At 65.1% G+C, this 18,645-nt stretch carries 18 protein-coding genes; 9 read left to right on the top strand and 9 right to left on the bottom strand.

Features of this window, described 5'->3' with window-relative positions:
• Positions 1-20 precede the first annotated feature (20 nt).
• Both AB0J29_RS16850 and AB0J29_RS16845 read left to right on the top strand, forming a co-directional pair.
• On the top strand, positions 21-2,795 hold the full coding sequence (locus AB0J29_RS16850) for an FAD-binding and (Fe-S)-binding domain-containing protein (protein WP_364786259.1): 2,775 nt from the start codon (positions 21-23) through the stop codon (positions 2,793-2,795).
• A 353-nt stretch (positions 2,796-3,148) separates the two neighbouring features.
• The gene (locus tag AB0J29_RS16845) at positions 3,149-4,069 is read left to right on the top strand and encodes a DNA-3-methyladenine glycosylase 2 family protein (RefSeq protein ID WP_364786256.1); all 921 of its coding nucleotides are present in this window, start codon (positions 3,149-3,151) and stop codon (positions 4,067-4,069) included.
• 152 nt (positions 4,070-4,221) lie between these two features.
• Here AB0J29_RS16845 and AB0J29_RS16840 read toward each other — a convergent pair whose 3' ends face one another.
• Positions 4,222-4,428 (bottom strand): hypothetical protein, encoded by a 207-nt coding sequence (locus tag AB0J29_RS16840; protein WP_364786127.1) that lies wholly within the window; start codon positions 4,426-4,428, stop codon positions 4,222-4,224.
• The gene (locus AB0J29_RS16835) at positions 4,428-4,718 is read right to left on the bottom strand and encodes a hypothetical protein (RefSeq protein WP_364503590.1); all 291 of its coding nucleotides are present in this window, start codon (positions 4,716-4,718) and stop codon (positions 4,428-4,430) included. Before AB0J29_RS16835 ends, AB0J29_RS16840 begins: the two co-directional genes overlap by 1 nt.
• 603 nt (positions 4,719-5,321) lie before the next feature.
• On the opposite strand from AB0J29_RS16835, the gene AB0J29_RS16830 reads away from it, so the two are divergent.
• The 4 genes from AB0J29_RS16830 to AB0J29_RS16815 all read left to right on the top strand — a co-directional run bounded on the left by AB0J29_RS16830 (position 5,322) and on the right by AB0J29_RS16815 (position 7,005).
• The gene (locus AB0J29_RS16830; RefSeq protein ID WP_364786253.1) at positions 5,322-6,209 is read left to right on the top strand and encodes a helix-turn-helix transcriptional regulator; all 888 of its coding nucleotides are present in this window, start codon (positions 5,322-5,324) and stop codon (positions 6,207-6,209) included.
• Complete coding sequence (locus tag AB0J29_RS16825) at positions 6,206-6,403, top strand: DUF397 domain-containing protein (protein ID WP_364786124.1); 198 nt, start codon at positions 6,206-6,208, stop codon at positions 6,401-6,403. The genes AB0J29_RS16830 and AB0J29_RS16825 overlap by 4 nt, the downstream gene beginning before the upstream one ends.
• Before the next feature lie 12 nt (positions 6,404-6,415).
• Positions 6,416-6,643, top strand: coding sequence for a DUF397 domain-containing protein (locus AB0J29_RS16820; RefSeq protein WP_364786121.1), 228 nt, complete (start codon positions 6,416-6,418; stop codon positions 6,641-6,643).
• Positions 6,644-6,807: 164 nt separating this feature from the next.
• A complete protein-coding gene (locus tag AB0J29_RS16815) occupies positions 6,808-7,005 on the top strand; it encodes a hypothetical protein (protein WP_364786118.1) in 198 nt (65 codons plus the stop codon).
• Positions 7,006-7,059: 54 nt separating this feature from the next.
• Here AB0J29_RS16815 and AB0J29_RS16810 read toward each other — a convergent pair whose 3' ends face one another.
• The 7 genes from AB0J29_RS16810 to AB0J29_RS16780 form a co-directional block, all read right to left on the bottom strand.
• On the bottom strand, positions 7,060-7,806 hold the full coding sequence (locus AB0J29_RS16810; protein WP_364786115.1) for a succinate dehydrogenase/fumarate reductase iron-sulfur subunit: 747 nt from the start codon (positions 7,804-7,806) through the stop codon (positions 7,060-7,062).
• 2 nt (positions 7,807-7,808) lie between these two features.
• Positions 7,809-9,749: a fumarate reductase/succinate dehydrogenase flavoprotein subunit gene (locus AB0J29_RS16805; RefSeq protein ID WP_364786112.1), complete on the bottom strand. Its 1,941-nt coding sequence runs from the start codon at positions 9,747-9,749 to the stop codon at positions 7,809-7,811.
• 30 nt (positions 9,750-9,779) lie between these two features.
• On the bottom strand, positions 9,780-10,610 hold the full coding sequence (locus AB0J29_RS16800) for a hypothetical protein (protein ID WP_364503608.1): 831 nt from the start codon (positions 10,608-10,610) through the stop codon (positions 9,780-9,782).
• A 415-nt stretch (positions 10,611-11,025) separates the two neighbouring features.
• Positions 11,026-11,316 (bottom strand): hypothetical protein, encoded by a 291-nt coding sequence (locus tag AB0J29_RS16795; protein ID WP_364786109.1) that lies wholly within the window; start codon positions 11,314-11,316, stop codon positions 11,026-11,028.
• 227 nt (positions 11,317-11,543) lie between these two features.
• Positions 11,544-12,722: an alpha/beta fold hydrolase gene (locus AB0J29_RS16790; RefSeq protein ID WP_364786106.1), complete on the bottom strand. Its 1,179-nt coding sequence runs from the start codon at positions 12,720-12,722 to the stop codon at positions 11,544-11,546.
• Between the two features lie 406 nt (positions 12,723-13,128).
• Complete coding sequence (locus tag AB0J29_RS16785; protein WP_364786103.1) at positions 13,129-15,084, bottom strand: acyl-CoA dehydrogenase family protein; 1,956 nt, start codon at positions 15,082-15,084, stop codon at positions 13,129-13,131.
• Positions 15,085-15,444: 360 nt separating this feature from the next.
• Positions 15,445-16,626: an ATP-binding protein gene (locus AB0J29_RS16780; RefSeq protein ID WP_364786100.1), complete on the bottom strand. Its 1,182-nt coding sequence runs from the start codon at positions 16,624-16,626 to the stop codon at positions 15,445-15,447.
• Between the two features lie 169 nt (positions 16,627-16,795).
• Between AB0J29_RS16780 and AB0J29_RS16775 the strand changes: the two genes are divergently transcribed.
• The 3 genes from AB0J29_RS16775 (at position 16,796) to AB0J29_RS16765 (ending at position 18,584) form a co-directional block, all read left to right on the top strand.
• Entirely contained in the window at positions 16,796-17,062 is a 267-nt protein-coding gene (locus AB0J29_RS16775; protein WP_364786097.1) for a hypothetical protein, read from the top strand.
• A 401-nt stretch (positions 17,063-17,463) separates the two neighbouring features.
• Complete coding sequence (locus AB0J29_RS16770; RefSeq protein ID WP_364786094.1) at positions 17,464-18,126, top strand: NlpC/P60 family protein; 663 nt, start codon at positions 17,464-17,466, stop codon at positions 18,124-18,126.
• 2 nt (positions 18,127-18,128) lie between these two features.
• Entirely contained in the window at positions 18,129-18,584 is a 456-nt protein-coding gene (locus AB0J29_RS16765; RefSeq protein WP_364786091.1) for an RNA-binding S4 domain-containing protein, read from the top strand.
• Positions 18,585-18,645: the final 61 nt, after the last annotated feature.

Raw genomic sequence — 18,645 nt, 5'->3', positions numbered from 1 at the left:
CCTAGGCTGGCAGGGTGGATATGCAGCGATTGGCGGTGGCGCTGGGGCGTGGGATTGCGGGTGAGGTCGACACGTCCGCACGCAGGCGTGCCGAATACTCCGCCGATGCGTCGAACTATCGGGTGCTCCCGGCCGCGGTCGTTTTTCCGCGCGGGGCCGAGGATGTGGCGCGCACGCTCGAATTCGCCAGGGGTAACGGTCTGTCGGTCACCGCCCGGGGCGCGGGGACATCGGTGGCGGGCAATGCCATCGGTCCGGGGATCGTGCTGGACTTCAGCCGATATATGAATGGCATCCGCGAGCTGGACCCCGAGCAGCGCATCGCACGCGTTCAGCCGGGTGTCGTCCTCGCCGAATTGCAGCGAAAGGCCGGTGTGCACGGGCTGCGATTCGGGCCCGATCCGTCGACTCAGAATCGGTGCACGCTGGGCGGGATGATCGGCAACAATGCGTGCGGACCGCATGCCGTGGCCTGGGGGCGCACCTCGGATAATGTGCGTGAGCTGCGCATTCTCGATGGGACCTGCGCTGAGCGAATGTTGGCGGCCGACCCGTCGGCAATTCCCGGACTGCCCGAATTCACCAGAGCGAGTCTCGCGGTGATCCGCACCGAACTCGGCCGATTCGATCGGCAGGCGTCCGGCTATGGACTGGAACATCTACTGCCGGAACGTGGTTCGGCGGTCGCGAAATCGTTCGTCGGTACCGAGGGGACCTGCGGGCTGCTGCTCGAGGCCGCGGTAGAGCTGGTGCCGTTGCCGCGGGCCACCGTGCTCACCGTGCTCGGCTATCCCGATATCGCGACGGCCGCGGACGATGTCGCGGCGGTCATGGCATGCAAGCCGATCGCGGTCGAGGGCATCGATGCGCGACTGGTCGATATCGTGCGCGTACACCGCGGCGCCACCAGCGGTGTGCCGGAACTGCCACGCGGTAGTGGCTGGCTGTTCGTCGAGTCCGCTGGCGATACTCCCGCGGAGGCGTATGCCGCGGCCGCGCGGCTCTGTCGAACCGTCGACGCGCTGGACTCCCGGATTGTCACCGATTCCGGTGTCGCCGCGGCACTTTGGCGCATTCGAGCCGAGGGTGCCGGACTCGCCGGTCGCACGCCGGCGGGCCATCCGGCCTGGCCGGGCTGGGAGGATGCGGCCGTACCGCCGGAGCATCTCGGTGCCTATCTGCGCGATTTCGCCACGCTGACAAGCGACCACGGCGTGGACGGACTCCTCTACGGTCACGTCGGCGACGGCTGTATCCACGTCCGTCTCGATTTGCCGATTGCCGATGCGCCGCAACGCTTTCGGAAATTCATCCAGGACGCGACCGAGCTGGTGGTCCGCTACGGTGGCTCGCTCTCCGGTGAACACGGCGATGGCCGGGCCCGCTCGGAATTGCTCTCGATCATGTACTCCTCGGACGCACTCGACGTATTCGCCGGATACAAGGCGCTTTTCGATCCGGACGATGTGTTGAATCCGGGCGTCTTGGTCGCTCCGCGCCCCATCGATGCCGATCTGCGGCTGGTCGGAGTGCGACCGGTCGACGGTGCGGGGGGTTTCGCGTTTCCGCACGACAACGGCGATATCGCCGCGGCCGTCCATCGCTGCGTCGGGGTCGGTAAATGCCGGGCCGACACCCGTGCGACCGGTGGTTTCATGTGCCCGTCATATCTGGCCACCGCCGACGAAAAGGACAGCACCCGCGGCCGGGCGCGGGTGCTACAGGAGGTGGTGCGCGGCGCACTCCCCTGGTCATCCGAGGCGGTCGCCGAATCGCTCGATCTGTGCCTGTCCTGCAAGGCATGTCGCTCCGACTGCCCGGCGGGCGTCGATATGGCGACCTATAAGTCCGAGGCGCTCTACCGCCGCTACCGGCGCCGCCCGCGTCCCATCGATCACTACGCGCTGGGCTGGCTGCCGCGCTGGCTCGGCGCCGCGGGCCGGATGCCGCGAGTGGTGAACGCGCTGTCCGAAATCGGGTGGTTGCGCCGCATCACCTTGCGCGCGGGCGGAATTGATCCGCGCCGTGGGATACCGCGACTCGCGGACCGCAGCTTCCGCAGGGGCTGGCACGATCGAAGGTCGGGAGATTCGGCACCCGAAGTGCTGCTGTGGATCGACACCTTCACCGATGCCTTCGACCCCGAAATAGCCCAGGCGGCGGTGCGACTGATGGAATCCCTCGGCTACCGAGTCCGCATACCGCGACGGCGGGTGTGCTGCGGGCTCACCTGGATCAGCACCGGCCAACTCGACGGCGCTCGGGCCCGGCTGCGCGCCACACTGACCGAACTGGATGAGCATGTGCGCGGCGGCGGCCTCGTCGTCGGCCTCGAGCCGTCCTGCACGGCGGTCCTGCGCTCGGACCTACCGGAACTGTTACCGGACGACCCACGCGCCGCCGCGACCGCGGCCGCCGTGCGCACACTCGCCGAATTCCTTGCCGAACAGCCGAACTGGCGTCCGCCGGCTCGGCCCGGACAGTCGGTGGTCGTCCAACCGCATTGCCATCACCATGCCGTACTCGGCTTCGATAAAGATCGCCAACTATTAGCCAGCATGCAGGTTAATGTGACGGAGGTTACCGGCTGCTGTGGTCTGGCCGGAAACTTCGGAATGCAATCCAACCATTACGACATTTCGGTTGCCGTAGCCGAGAATGGCTTGCTCCCGGCGCTGCGGAATGCGGACGGCGATTCGACCTTGATAGCCGATGGGTTCTCGTGTCGAACCCAGGCCATGCAGCTGAGCGGCCACCGAGGGCTGCACCTGGCGCAATTTCTGCTCGGCGAATGAGAATCAGCTGCCGAACGGCAACGTGCCGGGCGGAATCTGGTAGCCCGAGCTGCCCGCGGAAACCGCACCCCAGGCATTGAGCAACCAGTTGAGCGCGCTGGTGATCATTTATCTACCTCCACTATGGTGACTGCCGGCTGTTTGCTGAACGCATCAATATCGCTCTATTCATTCATTGCGTTACAAAGTAACGGCGATCTGCGATTATGCCGAATCTGTATCGCAACCCGTACATTCGAACCGGAAACAATTGTGAGCCGGACAACATTCGACATGGTGCGGGAGGTCCGCGCTCGCGCCGCCCGCCCACCGGGCACAATAGGTCGGTGCGCAATCAGACGGCCGCGCCGGACCTGAGCCGAGCCGGCCTGACCAGAACGGTCAGGGCCGAGCGGCCGATCGATCTCGCGCCCACCCTCGCACCCCTGTCCCGCGGCCGCGGCGACCCGTGCCATCAGATCACCCAGGACAGCGCGCACTGGCACGCCTCTCGGATGCCGACCGGCCCGGTCACCTACCGCCTGACCCAAGCCGATCGGCACACGGTCGACGCCCGCGCCTGGGGTCCGGGCGCGGCCGAATTCCTCGACGGCCTCGACCGCATGCTGTGCCTGGACGAGGACGTCTCCGACTTCGACCCTGCACATCCGAAGATCCTCGACGCGCACCGCCGTTTTCCCGGACTGCGCATGTTGCGCACGGGCCTGGTCTTCGAGGCCTTGGTACCCGCGGTACTCGAACAGAAGGTGCACACCGTCTCGGCCCGTGCGTCCTGGCGAAAGCTGGTGCGACAGTTCGGATCTCCGGCTCCCGGTCCAGCGCCGGTCGGACTGCTGCTGCCGCCCGACGCCGATACCTGGCGCCGGGTCCCGTCGTGGACCTGGCACCGCGCCAATGTCGGGCCGCAGCGCGCGCAGACGATCGTGCGCGCGGCCCGGGTAGCGGACGCGCTGGAGCGGGCGGCGGCCGAAAATCCGGCGGACGCCGCCCGTCGCCTGCGTACCGTGCCCGGTATCGGAGTGTGGACCGCCGCCGAGATCGGGCAGCGCGCCTTCGGTGACGCGGATGCCCTCTCGGTCGGTGACTACCATCTGGCCGCCATCGTCGGCTGGACACTGCTCGGCGAACCCATCGACGATGACGCGATGGTCGAATATCTGGAACCGCTACGGCCACATCGCTATCGGGCCGTCCGCCTGCTGGAGATCAGCGGTTACGCGCACCAGCCGAAGTTCGGTCCGCGCACCCCGCTCACCGATCACACCTGGCATTGAGTGGATCCGCCGGACAACTCGTTTCGGCAGGCCGTATGTCGTCTCGGCCGTGCTGTGTCGTCGATGCGCAAGGGATTCGGCGATCACCCAGCGCAGCACCCGAATGCAGTCGGCAAGCACCTCCGGTACACCCGGCGGCTCGGCAGCGGGCCTCATAACTGCAGCGCGCGCTCGTCCAGCACACATTTGCCCGCCTCGACCAGCGTGGTCCGCGCCGCACGGCGGACCCGGCACCGGTCGACCGTGCAGTCGATATGCAGTTGCATTGCGGCGTGGGCTTGTTCGATTGTCAGCACGCCAGGATCGTTTCCGCAGGCCAATAGCGATGCGACCGGCATGTGTAGGTTGGTGACTTGCATCAGGCCACCTCCGCTCGGCGTCGCACCGCGCGAACGTGTCGGGTGTACCGGGAGATCGGTCCCTGATCCCACGGGGCCTGTCGAACCGCCATACCTACCGCCTCGAGTACGGTCAGGCCGACCTCGTCCGCGAGATCGCCGACCGCGGCGAACAGTGACGGCACCACTTCGGCAACCTTCAGTGCGGCAACCGCCTGGTCGCAGGTCAGCGTGCGTCCGGGCAAATACGAAACCACCCAGTTCTCCTGGCCGACACTACGGGCGCGATGCGGGGTCAAATCGCTGGTCATCAACGACGACGCTATGACACTTACAGCCATGACTCCTCGTTCCTACATGCGATTCCTGCGACTCTCGCGACGCGCCCGGAGGCGGTAGCTTGCGTGACCGCGGAGGGCGCCGCGAGTGTCGCAATCGGATACTGCGACTCTCGCGACGCGCCCGGAGGCGGTAGCTTGCGTGGCCACGGAGGGCGCCGCGAGTGTCGCAATTGGATACCGTGCGCGCCCGGAGGTTTCACAGGAGGAGGGAAGAGGCACCTGATCCGCTCCGGGCACACTTCCAGCACACCATCCGCGGTGGGTTCCGAACAACGTCCTTCTTGGATATCCAAAGATTTGAGGCGAATTCCCAGCACAAAACCCAACCGGGAAGGGAGGATTCTCCATAGTGGACGAAACAGCCCTCGGCCCAAGCGAAGTGACGGGGAACCGAGCTTGTGGGGTAGCCCCGGAGCAAACCCTTGGGTGAGCATCCGAGCTCGCGCCGTGTGCGACGGGCCCGGAGGCGCAAGCCTGCGTGACCGCGTAGGGCCCGGGATCGTCGCAGTTGAATACAGAACGGAGCGTGCTGTGTCAGCGAATTCGGCAAAAGCCTCGGAGACCTCGGACCGACTGTCGCCCGAGAACGGCGCCTCTACTCTACCCAGACGCCAGCTGGGCAGATATCTCCGGGACTGGCGCACTCAGGCGGGCCTGACCATCGCCGAGGCATCCAGGCTGATGGAGTGGGGCGCAAGTACGTTGCAGCGCTTGGAGAAAGGCCAGGCCGACCGCATTCGAACCATCGATATCCAAGAGCTGTGTCGCATCTATGGCATGCCGGGCGAATTGTCCGACGGGCTGAAGGGCCTGGCCCAGCAAGCCGCCGTCAAGAGCTGGTGGCATGCCTACGGCGATCTCATCCCCGAAAACTTCGACGTCTATGTCGGGTTGGAGGCATCTGCCCAGCAACTCACCTCGTACCAGTCCGAACTCGTCCTCGGCCTACTCCAGACCGCCGACTACGCCAGAGCCCTCAATCGTCTTGGCTATCCGGACGATTCGGATGCCGAGATCGAGCGCCGGGTCCAACTGCGTATGCAGCGCCAGGCTTTGATCACGCGCAAGGTCGCACCGGCGACGGTGAACGTGATCTTGCACGAGTCGGTTCTGCGCCGGGTGGTCGGTGGCGCCAAAGTGATGGCGGCGCAGCTACGTCATCTTGCCGATATCAGTACCCAACCCAATATCTCCCTGCGTATTCTGCCGTTCGCGGCCGGTGTTCCGCTCGGAGTATCCACCGGGCCGTTCACAGTTCTCGAATTCGGAATCGATAGCAAGGGCCAGCCGGTCGAGCCGCCGGTGGTGTACGCAGAGGGCTTCACGGGGGATCTCTACCTCGAAAGACATGCTGATGTACGGCGGTACGATCGTGCGCACGAGTGCCTCCAGCGCTGCGCGCTGGATATTCAACCCAGTAGACATCTGCTCCGGCAGATAGCGAAGGAGTATATGGCATGAGTATGGATTTGGTTGGCGCGCAATGGTTCAAGAGCACCCACAGCGGTGCGGGCAAGGACTGCGTGGAGGTCGCCTACCTCACGGGCGGCCGGGTCGGCGTGCGCGACAGCAAAAATCCCGGAGGACCTGCCCTCGTCTTCAGCACGAGTGCATGGAAGGCTTTTACCACAGGTGTTACTGGCGGCGAGTTCTGAGGAGTTGCGGGCGTGAGCATCAATGAGGGTGCGCAAGTGGACCTGACCGGCGCGGTCTGGCGTACGGCCGGTGCGGGCACGGGAAAGGACAGTGTGGAGGTGGCGCTATTGGATGCCGGGCACGTCGCGCTGCGCGACGGTAAGGACCCCGACGGGCCTGTCTTGGTCTTCACGCCCGGTGAGTGGGCCGCCTTCACAGCGGGTGTGCACGATGGTGAGTTCGACCGGCCAGAGTCCTAGTGTGATCGACCCGGCGTGGTCTGCCCACCGGGTCGAGTCACGTGACGGCAGAGGCGCTTTGCCGAGCCGTCAGTGATCGGATGTGCTCGGCTGGATCACGAAATAGCGCAGATTCGACAACGAAATCGCGTTTGCCGAGGGGTATTACGGGTAACCAATATCTTGTGGACCGTGGGCTCAAGAGTTCCCATCCCCGGTACAAGAAGCTGCGGCCGGATGATTGGGTGGAATGGCTGATCGTGGCACTGCTTTTCGCAGTGTCCGCCGTCGGCGTATTCGTCCTGACCGGCTCGTTCCTCTCGGCACTTTTCGTCGGGGTGCTCGTGTGGGGCGTCGCCGTCGGTGTTGTCGCGTTATTGTAAGGGTGCGCCGACCGGCCGGGCTTCCTACCCGGCCGGTGGCCTGTCAGCGGTTGATCAGCGCCGGAAGAGCTTGTTGCCCAACCAGACCAGCGGATCGTACTTCTTGTCCGCCACCCGCTCCTTCATCGGAATCAGGGCATTGTCGGTGATCTTGATGTGCTCCGGGCAGACCTCGGTACAGCATTTGGTGATATTGCAGAGCCCGAGCCCCTGGTCTTCCTGAGCCAGATCGCGACGGTCGGCCACATCGAGTGGATGCATCTCCAACTCGGCGATCCGCATCAGGAAGCGCGGACCGGCGAACGCCGCCTTGTTCTCCTCGTGGTCGCGGACCACGTGACAGGTGTTCTGGCACAAGAAGCATTCGATGCACTTGCGGAACTCCTGGGAGCGCTCCACATCGACCTGCTGCATCCGGTAGTCGCCCGGCTTCAGATCGTCGGGCGGCGTGAAAGACGGTATCTCCCTCGCCTTCTGGTAGTTGAACGACACATCGGTCACCAGGTCGCGGATCACCGGGAAGGTGCGCATCGGCGTGACCGTGATCAACTCGTCCGGCTGGAAGGTCGACATCCGGGTCATGCACAGCAGCCGCGGCCGACCGTTCACCTCGGCCGAACACGAACCGCACTTACCCGCTTTACAATTCCACCGCACCGCGAGATCCGGTGCCTGGGTGGCCTGCAGCCGGTGGATGATGTCGAGCACCACCTCGCCCTCGTTCACCTGGACGGTGAAGTCGCGCAGTTCCCCGCCGTCGATATCACCGCGCCACACGCGGAATTTGGCGTCGTAACCCATTCCTACGCCTCGCCTTCCGTGGCCGAAACCGAACCCTCCGGATGGGAGGCGAGTTCGGCTGGGTTGTAATACTTTTCGAGCTCACTCAGATCGAAGAGCGCGAGCAGTTCGTCGCGCATCGGGATCTGGTCCTGCGGGGTGACCCGCACACCGGGCACCTGTCCGTCCGCATCTGCGGGATCAATCGCGCATACCAGCAACTTGTTGCGCCACTGCGGATCCATGGCGGGGAAGTCGTCGCGCGTATGTCCGCCGCGACTCTCGGTGCGCAAAAGTGCAGCCTGCGAAACACATTCGCTGATCAGCAGCATATTGCGCAGGTCGAGGGCGAGATGCCAGCCCGGGTTGAACTGCCGATGCCCCTCTACCGTCACACTGTTGAAGCGGGTCCGCAGTTCGGCGAGGCGATCGATGGCTTGCCGCAATTCGTGTTCCTTGCGGATGATGCCGACCAGATCGTTCATGGCCTGCTGCAGATCGGTGTGCACGGTGTAGGGGTTCTCCCCCGTCCCTTCGGCGGGCGGATCGAACGGCGCCACCGCGGCTTTCGCGGCCGCATCGATATCGGCACCGGCGACCGCGGGGCGCTCGGACAGTTCTTCGACGTAGGTCGCGGCGCCGAGTCCGGCCCGCCGACCGAATACCAGCAGATCGGACAGCGAATTGCCGCCGAGCCGGTTCGAGCCGTGCATACCGCCGGAACACTCACCCGCGGCGAACAATCCGGGCACGGTCGCCGCGCCGGTATCCGGATCGACCTCGATTCCGCCCATCACGTAGTGGCACGTCGGGCCGACCTCCATCGGCTCCTTCGTAATGTCCACATCCGCGAGCTCTTTGAACTGATGGTGCATCGAGGGCAGCCGCCGCCGGATCTCCTCGGCGGGCAGTCGCGAGGCGATATCCAGGTACACGCCACCGTGTTCGGTGCCGCGTCCCGCCTTCACCTCCGAGTTGATGGCACGGGCCACCTCGTCGCGCGGCAGTAGATCCGGTGTGCGGCGGGCGGAGTCGTTATCGCGCAACCACTGATCGGCCTCTTCCTCGGTCTCGGCATACTGCCCCTTGAAGACCGGCGGAATGTAGTCGAACATGAACCGCTTGCCCTCGGTGTTCTGGAGCACCCCGCCGTCACCGCGCACACCCTCGGTGACCAGAATGCCCTTCACGCTGGGCGGCCAGACCATGCCGGTCGGATGGAATTGCAGGAATTCCATATTGATCAGCGTCGCGCCGGCCCGCAGTGCCAGCGCGTGGCCGTCACCGGTGTACTCCCACGAATTCGAGGTCACCTTGTAGGACTTGCCGATACCGCCGGTCGCGAGCACCACGGCGGGCGACTCGAACAGCACGAACCGTCCGGACTCGCGCCAGTACCCGAACGCACCGGCGATCCGGTCGCCATCCTTGAGCAATTCGGTGATGGTGCATTCGGCGAAAACCTTGATGCGCGACTCGTAGTCGCCGGTCTGCGCGAAATCCTCTTGCTGCAGCGAAACGATCTTCTGCTGCATGGTCCGGATGATCTCGAGTCCGGTGCGGTCACCGACGTGCGCGAGCCGCGGGTAGGTGTGGCCACCGAAGTTGCGTTGGCTGATCCGGCCGTCGGCGGTCCGATCGAACAGCGCGCCATAGGTTTCCAGTTCCCACACCCGGTCGGGTGCCTCCTGGGCATGCAATTCGGCCATGCGCCAGTTGTTGAGGAACTTGCCACCGCGCATGGTGTCTTTGAAATGCGTTTGCCAACTGTCCTTTTCGTTGGCGTTACCCATCGAGGCGGCGCATCCGCCCTCGGCCATCACGGTGTGCGCCTTGCCGAACAACGACTTGCACACCACCGCGACGGAGAGACCGTGTTCGCGGGCTTCGATCACCGCGCGCAGTCCGGCGCCACCGGCACCGATGACGACGACGTCGTACTTGTGCCGTTCCACTTCTGGCATGGCCGCGAAACTCCTGGTTTGTGAGGGCGGTTAGTTGATGAACCGCAGATCCGAAATCGTGTCGCTGGCAACCAACATCACGTAGAAGTCGGTCAGCACGAGCGTGCCGAGGGTGGTCCAGGCCAGCGCCATATGCCGGGTATTGAGCTTGGAGACCTGGGTCCAGAACCAGTACCGCACCGGGTGGGCGGAGAAGTGCTTGAGCTTGCCGCCCATGACGTGCCGGCAGGAATGGCACGACAGCGTGTAGGCCCACAGCAGCACCACATTGCCGGTCAGCACGATATTGCCGAGACCGAAGCCGAAGCCGCCGGTCTTGCCGTGGAACGCGGTGATCGCGTCATAGGTGTTGATCAGCGAAACGAGTACGGCCACATAGAAGAAGTAGCGGTGCGCGTTCTGGATGATCAGCGGCAGTTTGGTTTCGCCGGTGTACTTGGCGTGCGGTTCGGCGACCGCGCACGCGGGCGGGGAGAACCACACCGCGCGGTAGTAGGCCTTCCGGTAGTAGTAGCAGGTCAGCCGGAACCCGAGCAGGAACGGCAGCACCAGGAAGCCCAGTGGCAGGATCGCCGGGATGTGGCCGAACCATGCGCCGAAATGGCTGGAGCCCTCGACACAGTCGCTGCTCACACACGGCGAGTAGAACGGCGTCAGGTAGTGGTAGTCGGGAACCCAATATGCCGTTCGCACATACGATCTGATGGTCGCGTAGATGACGAACGCGGCTAGTCCGACGGCCGTCGCTAGCGGTGGGATCCACCACCGGTCGGTGCGCAGTGTGCGCGTGGAGATGGCGGCCCTGGTCTTGCTGAAGACGCCGGTGCCCGTTTCCGGGGCGGCGGTCGGTGCGGCACTCACAGGTGGATGCCTCGCTGATCTGCTGTGCGGATGGTCTCCGCGACCCCCGCAATCGAATGTGATGCTGAGCACCATACGACACGTCAGCTATCGCTCGAGCGTGGTCCCGGCAAAGCCACCCCGGCTCGAGTGGCGTGATTTCTGCCACATTCGATCCAGGTTTGGTCAGCACGCGGGGTGGCGAACCAGCTACGAAGCTCTATCGATTGCCGTTCGCGGTCGCCGGATTCCGGAACGACCCGCCGCCTCGGCAGTGGACCGCGGGCGGTGTTTGCCGCGGCCGTGATGGTGTAAGTGCTTGCGTTGGTGTGGGAATGGGATCTCGACCCATGGTGTCTCGCCGCCGCGCGGATCGGCGTGGCACAGCGAGCGGATCGCGGGCCCGCTCAGCGCCGAGTCAGGTCCGCGAACCGGGTTACTTCGTGCGTGGGCGGGAGTGGAAGCCGAGGCCCTCGTCCTGTGCGCCCATCCATGCCGCCTCATCGGACTTGCTGTCGGGGACGTAGATCGTCTCGTCCTTGCGGCGGCTGACGATCTCCTGCGGCGGTGACTGGTCGAATTCGTCGGTGTCGATGACGAGGCGCTCGAGATCGTTTTCCAATCGTCGCACCGATTTGGCGTCGCCGTAGTGGGAGCGCAGTGCGCCGATGGATTGCCGGAGCTGGCCGACCGCGTAGTGGAGTTCGGCTATTTCGCTGCGTGTCATCGATACCTCCTGTGTTACTTGGTGGACAGACGAACTCGGTGGGTGGCGGTTGGTTCCATGGTTTGGACCACGCCTTACCGAGTCGTGTGACTCACCACACAACGTGATCTACAACACAGTACGTGAGAAATTGGGTTTTGGCTCATGGGGCCCACAATCCGGGAAGTCCACCGAACGTTGCCTGCTGTTGGCTATCGGACCGTGGTGAGCCCCGATGGGTCGTCCGGTCAGCTGGCGGTGGCGTATCCGGGGTCATGACCGTGCATGGCGGCGATGACCCGGTCGACCAGGGCGACGATGGACAGCGCGACCTCCTCGGCCCGCTCCAGATGCACGCTGTGTCCCGCACCCTCGAGCCGGACCAGCTCGGAGCCCGCCAGTTGCGAGGCGAGTACCACCGAATGTGCGAACGGCACCACGATGTCGGCCGAACCAGCCAGCACCAGCGCCGGAATGCTGCCGAGCCGGCACAGCGACGCGCTCTCGTCGAAGGACATCAGCGAGGCCAGGAAGCTCGACATGGTGAGCAGCGGCGTGTCGTTCATCATCGCTGCGGCCACCGCGACCATGCGCGGATTCGTCCGCTTGGTGCCCATATTCGCCTCGCGGGCGATCGGCTCGAAGATCCGGCGGGAAAGCCGCTTGGAGGCCTGCATGAACCGGGGCGCCCGCAGCACCGCGACCTGCAGCGAGTTCACCGCGCGCCGATTCAGGAAACGACCGAGTCCAACCTCGGTGATGCCGTTGGCCGCACCGGCGATCAGGCCGACACCGACCACCCGGGTGCCGATGGTCGCCGGGAACAGCCGGGAGTAGGCGATGGTGACCATCGCACCCATCGAATGTCCGATGAGGATGATCGGGCCGGTCGGCACGACCGACCGCAGTACGGCGTCGAGGTCGTGGCCGAGTTGATCGATGGTGTAGGTCGATGGATGGGCGATGCCGGATTCGCCATGTCCACGGTGGTCGTAGAACACCATGCGTACATCCGCCGACCCACTGTGGTTACCCGCCTGGTCGGTTCCGCCGACTACCGTCCCGCTGTACTTACCCGCCCCGTCGGCTCCGCCGACTACCGTCCCGCTGTACTTACCCACCCCGTCGGCTCCGCCGACTACCGTCCCGCTGTACTTACCCGCCCCGTCGGCTCCGCCGACTACCGTCCCGCTGTACTTACCCGCCCCGTCGGCTCCGCCGACTACCGTCCCCCAGTGCCGCAACAACTGATCGCGCAGGAATGACCAGGACTCGGCGCGCAGGCAGTGGCCGTGTACGAAGACGACGGTCAGGTGCGCGTCGTCGGTGCCGAAGGTGCGGACCGAGATCGGGGTGCCGTCGTCGGCCGATACCGTGATCCGGTGGCCGTCGTAGTCGGCGGCTCGGCGGGCAGTCGTCGTTGACATGAAGATTCTCCTGTGTCTGGGAGGACACCCTGTTCGGAGCGTTCTTGCCCGGTTGTCGCGCGGAATTCCCGCACCGTTAACGCGCCATACCGCCCGTTATGTACGCGTTGTCCAACTGACGCCGCTGATCGACATGTTCATGCCTGTGAGCTGGTCGATCGGTGTATCCGAGAACGAGTAGATCAGACGCTGGATTCAGGTAGACGTCCATGATCGACCGCTGTGTTGCCTGATATGGGGTAATTGATCGAATTTTCTAGAGTCCGCAAGAGATTGTTATCGAACGGTCGCCGCCGGGAAGTATCGAAAGCATGTCGTGGTCTAGGAATTTTCCAAGATATGTGAATATTTCCAACGCGACGAGCCGCCACCCAAGAATGAGCGGCGGCTCGTAGTGGCTCCGCGCCTACGTGCTCGCGTGGCTACGGGTCGACGGCAGGAACGGTCGCAGCAGGTTGGTCTCGGTCGATGGACCCATCTGCCATTCGGCGATCCACGGCCCGGTGCCCTCACTCGGATCGAAGATGCCCTCCTCCAGCCACTCGTAGCGGCCGTCGAGGACATTGCGGGTGAGGGTGCGATCGTCGTCGTCGGTGTTGTCCCACAGCGCGTCGAACAACTTCTTCACCCGAATCCGCGCCTGCCTGCTGAAGGTATCGGCCAATTCCTCGGCGGCCTTGGCCTCCGGGGCGCCCGCGTTCCGCAGTGCCTGCGCGCGCACGCAGGCGGCCGAGATCGCGAACAACTCGGCGCCGATATCGACGATGCGACCGAGGAAGTTCTGCCGGTATTCCAGACCCGCCTGCCAGCGCGCCATCCCGTACATCAGAGATCTGGCCTGCTTGCGGGCGTTGCGCTCGACGAAGCGCACGTGCCGCGCCAGTGGCCCGAATTCGGCATAGGTCGTTGGCGCCGCACCCGCGCCGACGGCCAGCTGCGGGAACCATTTGGCATAGAAACCACCCGCGCCGACCGCGGCCTTGGCCTTGGCCTTGAACTCCGCGTTCCGATCGACCAGCGCACCGGCGGCGGCCATATGGGCATCGGCCATCTCCCTGGCGATGAGCAGCCGCATGATTTCGCTGGAGCCCTCGAAGATCCGGTTGATCCGCAGATCGCGGACCAGCTGTTCGGCCCCGACCGCACGCTCACCGCGGGCCTGTAGCGAGGCCGCCGTCTCGTAACCGCGCCCGCCGCGGATCTGTACCAGTTCGTCGGCGATTCGGCAGCTCATCTCGCTGGCCCAGAGCTTGGCCAGGGCGGCCTCGATGCGGATATCGTTGCGGCCCTCGTCGCACATGGTGGCCGAGAGGTCGAGCGCGGCCTCGAGCGCGTAGGTGGTGGCCGCGATGAAGGAGATCTTCTCCCCGACCGCCGCGTGCTCGCCGACCGGCCGACCCCACTGCACCCGCTGCGTGCACCACTGCCTGGCGATCTTCAGCGACCACTTCGACGCGGCCGTACACAGTGCCGGGATGGCCAGGCGGCCCGCATTCAGGGTGGTCAGCGCGATCTTCAGGCCGTCGCCCTCGCGACCGACCAGATTGCGCTTGGGGACTCGGACGTTGTGCAGCCGGGTCACCCCGTTCTCGATGCCGCGCAGGCCCATGAACGAATTGCGCCGCTCCACCGTGATGCCGGGCGAATCGGCCTCGACGATGAAGGCCGAGATGCCGCCGCGGTGGCCCTCGCTCTTGGGTATCCGGGCCATGACCACCAGCAGTTCGGCGACCACGCCATTGGTGGTCCACAGCTTCACGCCGTTGATCTCATAGGCCTCGCCGTCCGCGGTCGGGGTCGCGGTGCTGGCCATCCGGGCCGGATCGGAGCCGACATCGGGTTCGGTGAGCAGGAATGCGCTGACCGCACCGGCCGCGCAGCGGGGCAGGAATTCGGCCTTCTGCTCATCCGTGCCGGCCAGTTTCAGCGGTTCGGGCACGCCGATCGACTGATGTGCCGAAAGCAGGACCCCGAGGCTGGGGTGTGCGGAGCCGACCAGCATGAGGGCTCGGTTGTAGCCGACCTGGGAAAGGCCCTGACCACCGTATTCCGTCGGGATCTTGAGGCCGAAGCAGCCGAGTTCGGCCAGCCCCTTGACGTACTCGTCCGGAATCTTGGACTCCGCCTCGATAACGCTGCCGTCGAGCGATTCGCAGAACGGCCGCAGCCGGGCCAGATAGGCCTCGGTGCGTGCGGCATCGGATTCGCTGGGCTGGGGATAGGGGTGGATCAGATCGAGCCGGAATCGACCGAGAAACATCTCTTTGGCGAACGATGGTTTGGCCCAGCTGGTTTCGCGGGATTCCTCGACCAGTGCGCGGGCCTGTTCTTCGGTGGCGTCGACTTTCGCGGTAGTCGCCATGCTGTCCTCCTCGAACGTGATCAGGATCACATAAGAGTGTAGGAGGGTTTGTTACTGGCCGGTAGATGTCGAGGTAGAGCGTTATCTATCAATTTCTAATGATCTTGATAGATCGAACTGGACGCGACGGGGGTGTGCAACACCTCGATGAAGCGCGCCATTCGGCATCTGCAGCTCGACTACGGTGCCGCGACGACGGCATCTACGGACCGGAGACGCGCGCGAAAGCCATGCAGTGGCCGGTATTCCGGATCGCCGACGGGGCCTTCGGCAACGATGCGCACCGGCACCACGACATCCGATGCCGTGCCGCCGCCCGCGGTGGATGCGCGCAGGTGCGGCGGGGCCGCTCGCTTTCGGCTACACACTGCGCAGGTAGCGACCGAAGTGCGGCACCGTGAACCCGATGGTGCCGCGCTCGGCCGAATAGATCAGGCCCTTCTTGATCAAACCGTCGCGCGCCGGTGAGAGCGAGGCGGGTTTGCGGCCGAGTTCATTGGCCACCGCCGCGGTCGGCACCGGACCGTCGTCGCCCGCCAAATCGGCCATGGCGCGCATATATTCGCGTTCGGCCGGGGTCGCGCGCTCGTATCGGGAACCGAAGAATCCGACGGCCAGTTCCTCTTCGGCGCTCGGTGCCGCCACCGCCACATCCTCGGCGGTAATCGGGCTCTCCGGCGCCTGATCCCAGGCGGCCTTGCCGTAGGCCTGTACGAAATATGGATAGCCTTCTGCCCGCTGGTACAACGCATCCAGCGCTTCCGCGGTGAACTTCACCTCTTCCCGCTCGGCCGGTGCGATGAGGGCTTGATCCGCCGATTCGCGGTCCAGCCGGTCGATACGGTGGTAGCTGAACAGTCGCTCGGAGTAGCTCTTCGAAGCCGACAGCACCGCGGGCAGGTGCGGCAGTCCGGCGCCGACCACGATCAAAGGCGCGGTGTCCTGGCTCAATTCGTGACAGGCGCCGCAGATCGCGGAGATATCGGCGGGACCGAGATCCTGCATTTCGTCGATGAAGACCGCGATGCCGACGCCGATATCGCTGGCCAGTCCGGCTGCCTCCTTGAGCAGTTCGATCAGATCTATCTCGATATCGCCGGAATCGGCGCGACCGGTGACCGCGGGCACGTCGATACCGGGCTGCCAGCGGTCCCGCATGCCCTTACCGGCGGTGGAACGCAACGCGAAAGCCTTGAGTATGCCGAGGAAGTCGTCGACGCGCTCCTGGTTGCGGTGTGCCATGGCGATGGCGCGGACGGCCATATGCAGTGCGGACGACAGCGGGCGGCGCAGTTCCTGATCCGGGCGGGCCTCGATTTTGCCGGTGCCCCAACCGCGGGTGCCCGCGGCGGAGCGAAGTTGGTTGAGTAGCACGGTCTTTCCGACACCGCGCAATCCGGCGAGCATGACGCTGCGTTCCGGCCGACCATGCGCGATCCGCTCCAGCACAATGTCGAAGGCCTCGAGTTGCTTATCGCGCCCGGCCAATTCGGGTGGGCGCTGTCCGGCTCCGGGAGCATACGGATTCCGCACTGGGTCCATGCCCACACACCGTAGCGCGTCTCGCCAGCCGAATCTGGCCATATATACGACGTGTCCTAGATATCGCTAGCAAACTATCGCATTCTGGGACTTGCACTATTGCTGTCGCCGCGAAAGTCTCTACGCTGATGGCGGTTCGATGAACCGACCAGTACTGGAACGGAGGGGTATGTCCGAGGAACCACTCCCCACCACCGCCGAGGTGGTCGAGTCCTGGAAGGTTCCCTCCGGCGCCGCGGCGGCCGGCCGGATCCGCGCCAATATCCTGGCCGCGATCGATCGCGGCTTCGATGATCCACAGCTCGTCGCGGATCTCGCGGTGGGTCCGCTGGTGGTGGCGCTCGGTCAGCTCGAGGTCAGCCTGGCCGATGCGCGGCGGCGGATCGATGAGCTGGAGCGGGCGCTTGGTCAACAGGGCGCCGGATCCGACGAATAGCCGTCGGTGGCATCCCGAATCGGGCAGGCCCAGTGTCGCTTCCGATCGGGACCTCGGTTCGATAACACACGGCGCGGCGCCGATACCGAGTCGTGATCATCTGGGCGTGTCGCAACTGTGGCCGCTCGTCCTGGGATTTCTCGATGATCCGGGAAGCTGCTGGTCTGTGCGCTGGACAACATCGCGTCATGGCCGTAATCTCTTCGTGACTTAGTGGAGTCTGTCGGTTCGGAAGAGAAGCGGCGCCACTGAGTTACCGCCAAAACGGCTGTCGGGGCCACGAATTCCGGCTGCCGTGCCGGGACCCAGAGATTCAACTGGGAGTTGGGGCCGTTCTGCCGGTCCGAACTCGACAGCTGACCCGGTCGGCGGGAGAGCAGAAAGATCGGAGACTCGGCTCGGTGGGTAAACACAGCTTGCAGCGGGAATCGCGGCTACCGAATTCCGTCAAGGGTGCGCTCGTCATGGGCGCAGTCGCCGCATCTACCGGTGCGATGCCCGCGATCCCCGCGATGGCAGCCACCATCAACATTCCAGGGATCGGTGATTTCGATGTCCCGGTTCCGCAGGAATTCGATCAGCAGGCCCAGGATCTGGGTAAGCAGCTAACCCAGGCGCTCGGCTCGATGGCCGCCGCGCCGGAGGCGGCCGCCCCGCAGGCCGCGCCATCGCTTCCCGGCCTCCTCGCCCCGGTCATGCCGCAGATGTTCCAGCAGAACACCGCGAGCGATATCGCGCTGGACGCCGCCAAGACCAAGATCGGCGCACAGTACTCCTGGGGTGCCTCCGGACCGTTCAGCTTCGACTGCTCGGGTCTGGTCCAGTGGGCCTATAAGCAGGCCGGAATCGAACTGCCGCGCACCAGCTTCGAGCAGTCGCACGTCGGTGCTCCGGTCGCGTTCGAGAACCTGCGGCCCGGCGATATCGTGGTGACCAACGGCGGCGGCCACGTCGGCCTGTACGCGGGTGATGGCAAGCTGCTCAATGCGGTCCAGTCCGGTCAGCCGGTGTCCTACACCCCGCTGCGCCCCGACATGGTTGTGACGGCACGCCGTATGGTCTAAGGGTGGCACCTGCCCAACCGACCGCCAAAACCACCCAAACCCAGGTCCGCGTGGACTCCTGGACGTGGGCGGTACGTCTTTTCAAGACCAGGTCCGCGGCCGCGCAAGCCTGCCGCGGCGGGCACGTCCGTGTGAATGGTGTTGCGGCCAAACCGGCTCAACCAGTGCGCCCCGGTGACGAGGTTCGCATTCGAGCCAGTGGCAGCGAACGCATAGTCATCGTGGAGCGCATTATCGCCAAGCGCGTCGGTGCTCCGGTTGCCGCGCAGTGCCTGATCGACCGCAGCCCCCCGCCGCCGACCCCGGAGATTCTCGCGGCCATGCCGCGCCGGGACCGAGGTTCCGGCCGACCCACCAAACGGGAACGTCGCGAGACGGACCGGCTGCGCTCCTCCGCCTCTCCGGATGTCGGTGCCGAGCAGCCGCCGTCGCGGGCTGACCGTTGGGATTCCGGCTGAGTTGTGGGCGTGCCCGGCGAGTTACCCATGTACTCGCGAAATCAGTTGTCGCCTTGACGGA

Origin of the sequence: Nocardia sp. NPDC049707 (assembly GCF_040674855.1) — a bacterium.
In the GTDB taxonomy this organism is placed as follows: Bacteria; Actinomycetota; Actinomycetes; order Mycobacteriales; family Mycobacteriaceae; genus Nocardia.
This window is presented reverse-complemented; position numbering and strand designations above follow the sequence as displayed.